The organism is Corynebacterium sp. HMSC076G08, from assembly GCF_001811515.1.
GTDB classification, from domain to species: Bacteria; Actinomycetota; Actinomycetes; order Mycobacteriales; family Mycobacteriaceae; genus Corynebacterium; species Corynebacterium hiratae.
The window spans coordinates 1-4,647 of the sequence record NZ_KV805028.1 but is presented as its reverse complement, the minus strand read 5'-3'; the positions used below and the strand labels follow the sequence as shown (position 1 = coordinate 4,647).

Below are 4,647 nucleotides of genomic sequence, written 5' to 3'. Positions count from 1 at the left end.
GAAGCCAAGCGAGGTCAGCGCCGCGGCCTTCACGCTGTGGCCCGCAGAGCCGAGGTCCAGCGGGGAGTGCAGCCACACCAGGTTCGGCGCCTTCGGGGCGATGAGCGGGTCGACGCAGTCCAGGGACACGTTCGCCGGGATGCGGTGCGTGCGGAAGACGTCGATGATACCGCCGGTCTGGAAGAGCGCGGCGCCGGCTTTGGAGTGGCCGGTGAGCGTCTTTTTGGGAGATGACAAACATCGGTTGATCCGCGTCGCGCCCGATGGCCGGCCACAGGATGGAGTGCAGCTCGGACTCGTTCGGGTCGTTGGCGCGGGAGATGAAGCGCTCGTCGATGCCGCCGGCGACCACGACGTCGGCCTTGCCCAGTGCACTCTTGCTGCATAACCAAGATAAAGATCCAGCCCACTCTCGACTAGGGCGAGGCGGGCTGAACGATTAAACGAAGCTTGTCACGGCGCACGACACCCCGCCAGACGGACGAACAAATGAGCAGGCAGTGAATGCGGTTGAATGGACGGTGTCAAGTTTTCGTGGCTGGGTGAATTTCCTTGCATCATTAATTGCTTGTAGAAATCGCGTACATCGTGTAGGTTCACACGCAGCACTAACAGCCCGAAAGAAGAACGAGAAAGCTAAAGGAGGCGAACCGCGATGATGACCCATAACAATCAGCCGCTAGGACGCTTCTTTAAGCAACTCTTCTAATAAGGCTGACTTGACCATTTCCCGGGAAAGCGGCCCTGCTTATCCCGGACGTTGGTGCCAGCCGCGCGACCCGCGCGCACAACTCACAAGTCAGCCGCACAAGCAGGCCCTTTCTCACGAACTGCGTTACGTAAACGCAGAGAAAGGCTCTCTTATGCGCCTGCACAACTTCGCCTCCATTGTTGAAGACAAGACGGTGGCGCAGGCACAACTCGTCGCTGACCTGCCCTTCGTCTACCCACACGTGGCGCTCATGCCTGATGCCCACTTTGGCAAGGGCTCCTCGGTCGGCACCGTCTTCGGCACGCTGCGTGCCGTCATCCCGGCGGCCGTCGGCGTGGACATCGGCTGCGGCATGATTGCCGTGCGGACCCACCTCACGCACGCGGATATCCAGGACTTCGCGCTCGAGGACCTGCGCACCGCAGTCGAAGACTCCATTCCGCTCTCGCCCGGCAATTACAACGGTTGGATCATGGACCCGCGCACCGAGGCTCGTACGCGTGAGCTCGCGCAGCTGGCCCAGGACACCGGCGTGGATCTCGGCCACTCCAAAAACTGGCGTCAGCAGCTGGGCAGCTTGGGCGGTGGCAACCACTTCATCGAGCTGTGTCTCGACGAAGAGGACCGCGTCTGGCTGTTCCTGCATTCTGGCTCGCGCGGCGTGGGCAACAAGATTGCCCAGAAACACATCAAGGCCGCGCAGCGCCACTGCGAGAAGCATTGGATCCAGCTCGCGGACAAGGACCTGGCCTACCTCGTCGAGGGCACGGAAGAGTTCGACTCCTACATTGCGGATCTCCACTGGGCACAGCACTTTGCGCTGCTCAACCGCGATGAGATGATGGACCGCTTCCTCGACTGCGTCGCCACCTGGTCCGGCGCGGATCGCGAGACCCTCGAGCTCGAGCGCATCAATTGCCACCACAACTACACCCAGCGCGAGAACCACTACGGTAAGAACGTGTGGCTCACGCGTAAGGGCGCCATCAAGGCGGACGAAAGCGACCTCGGCCTCATCCCCGGCTCGATGGGCACCACTAGCTACGTCGTGGAAGGCAAGGGCTACCCGCCGGGCCTCAAGTCTGCGCCGCACGGCGCGGGTCGCGTCATGTCGCGCACCCAGGCCAAGGCCCGCTTCACCGAGGCGGACCTTGCCGCACGCATGGAAGGGATCGTCTATCGTCCCGGCGCCGAGTTCGTCGATGAGATTCCGGACGCCTATAAGGACATCGACCGCGTGATGGCCGATGCCGCCCAGCTCGTTGAGGTCAAGCACACCCTGCGCCAGATCCTCAACGTCAAGGGCACCTAACCTGCGCCATGATGGGACCGTCATTTTTAGTGAAGGTCCCTTTCAAGCTTTCCGATGTCCCCTCCTGCAGCGTCGCATCAGCACGACGTTTTGCCTTATGTAAGGAAACAAAGTGCGTGACCACTATTGATTACTTTTTATTTATCGCGAAGGGCTGGAACTGCACGTCCAGTCGGAGGTGAAAGCCGAGTATTAAACTGCGTCGAGGCGAGTTGGCGTTCAGCATCGTCGACCAACATGAAAACATCGTCAGCGAAGTAACCGAGAAGCCCGCCCGCACCGATGACTTTCTTACGCAGAATGCCAGCGTCGGTGAGTGAATCGAGAGCATCTCGGGCCGTGCTTGTCGATGAAATCCCCAGCTCGGACTTCACGATGGACACCGTGACCAAAGGCATGGCAGGAAGCTTCTTGAGCAGTTGGAACTCTGTCGAATTCGATTTCAATGCGCGCTTGCTTCCTTGCGCAGTGCGGTGGTGATTGACCTTGTCCATCCATTCTGCTTCTAGGGCGGCGACGCTATCCGCAAGTTCAGCTGCTTTGGTGGTGGCAACTTGTGCAGCCTCGACGAAGAAGGAGATCCATGCCAGCACGTCACCCTCGCGGAATCTCGTGAGTCCGTCGACGTAACGGTCACCGAGTGTTGCCAGAACCATACTGACGGGGAGAACTGCAGCATCGGTGAGCCCTCTGCGCTGCAAAAGTGCGTGAATCATGGCTCGCCCCACGCGTCCATTCCCATCCGGGAATGGGTGGATGGTCTCGAACTGTGCATGAACGAGCGCTGCTTGAACGAGCGCGGCGTGGTCTGCCCCGTTGAAGTATTCAATGAGATCATCGAGGAGTTCCGGGACTTGCACGGGAGGCGGGGGAACAAAAGCTGCATCGATGGGGTGATAGTCAGATCCGCCAATCCAGTTTTGAGTAGTACGTACTCCTTGTAAAGGCTTTTCTGCAACGAGCGCTGTCTGTATTGCAACAAGGTCATCCAGGACCAGCTCGTCTTTGTAAGCCAAGTCTGCATTGATGGTGTCGAGGATGGCGACATTGCGGGCGACAGCTGTTGCGGATTCTTTGAAACCCCGAATTTCGGAATCTGATTCGCGCGCGAGGATCGCCATGGCCACTTTGTCGGAGTTGGGAGCGATTCCCTCGATCCGGGAGGAAGCGACGGCCTCAGAACGGAGCAGGAGTCGCGCAACTCCTTCAAGGGAGTGGGTATTGTCTCTCATCCCAAGATTGTGAATCTCCCGCTCGATGCGAACGATACGTCGCGAGAGCTCGGACGGAAGCTTCAACGACATGCCTGCGAGGGGATCGGGAACGAAAGCGTGATACTTACCTCCTTGTTTGGCGCGTCGAGAAAGACCGCTGCCATCAGTGGGGATCCATTCCAATTCGACTGTCTCTGCCACAGTTGACTCCTCTCATGCGCTCGATGCACTGGGGATAAGGCTTATCTCGGTAGATTGATATCCTAGTTTACCGGGATAGCTGTTATCCCGGTGGACTGCGAGCACAAAAGATTAACGGAGCTCCAGTAACCGGTAAGATGCTTCAATGTTGTGCAGACGAGGCAGAAGCCGGATATAACCTCGAAGTCTTGCGTAAGCGGGGACGATTGATTGCTAAAGAATATTCTTCTTTGCGGTCGGCAGGAGAACTGGAACAGGAGAGTTCCGAGAAGCTGAAGTGATGCTGATATGAAGGCAGCGGAATTTGAGGCCGGAGAGACGAAGCCGGCATTACACCAAGTGAGCCTTGTTATGATTATCGAAGGTTTGTCTGTGGCGGCCCCTTGATCGTGGTCTTGCCCGGTTGAGCTGTAGATTTTCGTGAATTGATAAAGGGAATAGAGGCGTCACAATGGCAAAGTTGAACCTGCGCGCAGTCGAGGAACGAACGTCGAAACTAGGTGGCCGTGCCGAATATGATCGCGAGTTCTTGTTCAATTTGCTCGAAGCCTATGGTCGCGCTAAATCTTCAATTACGCGACTGCGGTCGGGAAACCTCGATGTGGCGCAGGATCCTTCGCGAGAAGTAGCGCAGAAGAACGTTGTTTACTTCCATGAATCAGAGTCGGGACAGGCTTTCGATGATTTTGTTCGGTTGTCGACTGCGGCTCACGTCATACCTCGATGCGCAAGGTCGCAGAAGAACTCGGGATAAATCGCTCGACTTTGGGATACTGGTACAAGCAATTCGGCACCAACGTGCCTAAGGATGATGATGCATCGTCACCCGTAGAAAAGCTTGCTGATGCGGAAAGAATTCGCCAGTTAGAACGCGAAAACAAAAGGCTTCGTGAAGAGCGCGATATTCTGCGCAAGGCTGCGAAGTATTTTGCGGAAGAGACGACCTAGTGATCCGCTTCCAGTTCGCCTGTGACAATCTCGCCGACTACTCGGTCAAGCGGATGTGCACAGTCCTGGGCCTAAATCGGTCTTCGTACTACAAATGGAAGAAATCGGCTCCGCGGCGCCGTGCGCGCCTTGTAGATGACGCTGTGATGGCCGCGGAGATCCAGGCCATTTTCGATGCTGAAAACGGCGTGTGGGGCGCTCGTCGCATCACTGCCGAACTCAACGATCTGAGGTTACCCTCGTTTAGTGGACACCCTATT

At 57.3% G+C, this 4,647-nt stretch carries 2 protein-coding genes and 2 pseudogenes; 2 read left to right on the top strand and 2 right to left on the bottom strand.

All coding sequences use genetic code 11. The features are described from left to right. Positions 1–319, bottom strand: a pseudogene (locus HMPREF2806_RS13560) (hypothetical protein); the annotation flags it as partial. Between the two features lie 544 nt (positions 320–863). Between HMPREF2806_RS13560 and HMPREF2806_RS04270 the strand changes: the two are divergent. Then, complete coding sequence (locus tag HMPREF2806_RS04270; RefSeq protein ID WP_070516412.1) at positions 864–2,024, top strand: RtcB family protein; 1,161 nt, start codon at positions 864–866, stop codon at positions 2,022–2,024. A 137-nt stretch (positions 2,025–2,161) separates the two neighbouring features. On the opposite strand, the gene HMPREF2806_RS13555 is transcribed toward HMPREF2806_RS04270, so the two are convergent. Next, a complete protein-coding gene (locus tag HMPREF2806_RS13555) occupies positions 2,162–3,439 on the bottom strand; it encodes a Fic family protein (protein WP_070516408.1) in 1,278 nt (425 codons plus the stop codon). Between the two features lie 720 nt (positions 3,440–4,159). Between HMPREF2806_RS13555 and HMPREF2806_RS13735 the strand changes: the two are divergent. Beyond that, a pseudogene (locus HMPREF2806_RS13735) lies at positions 4,160–4,647 on the top strand (transposase); the annotation flags it as partial.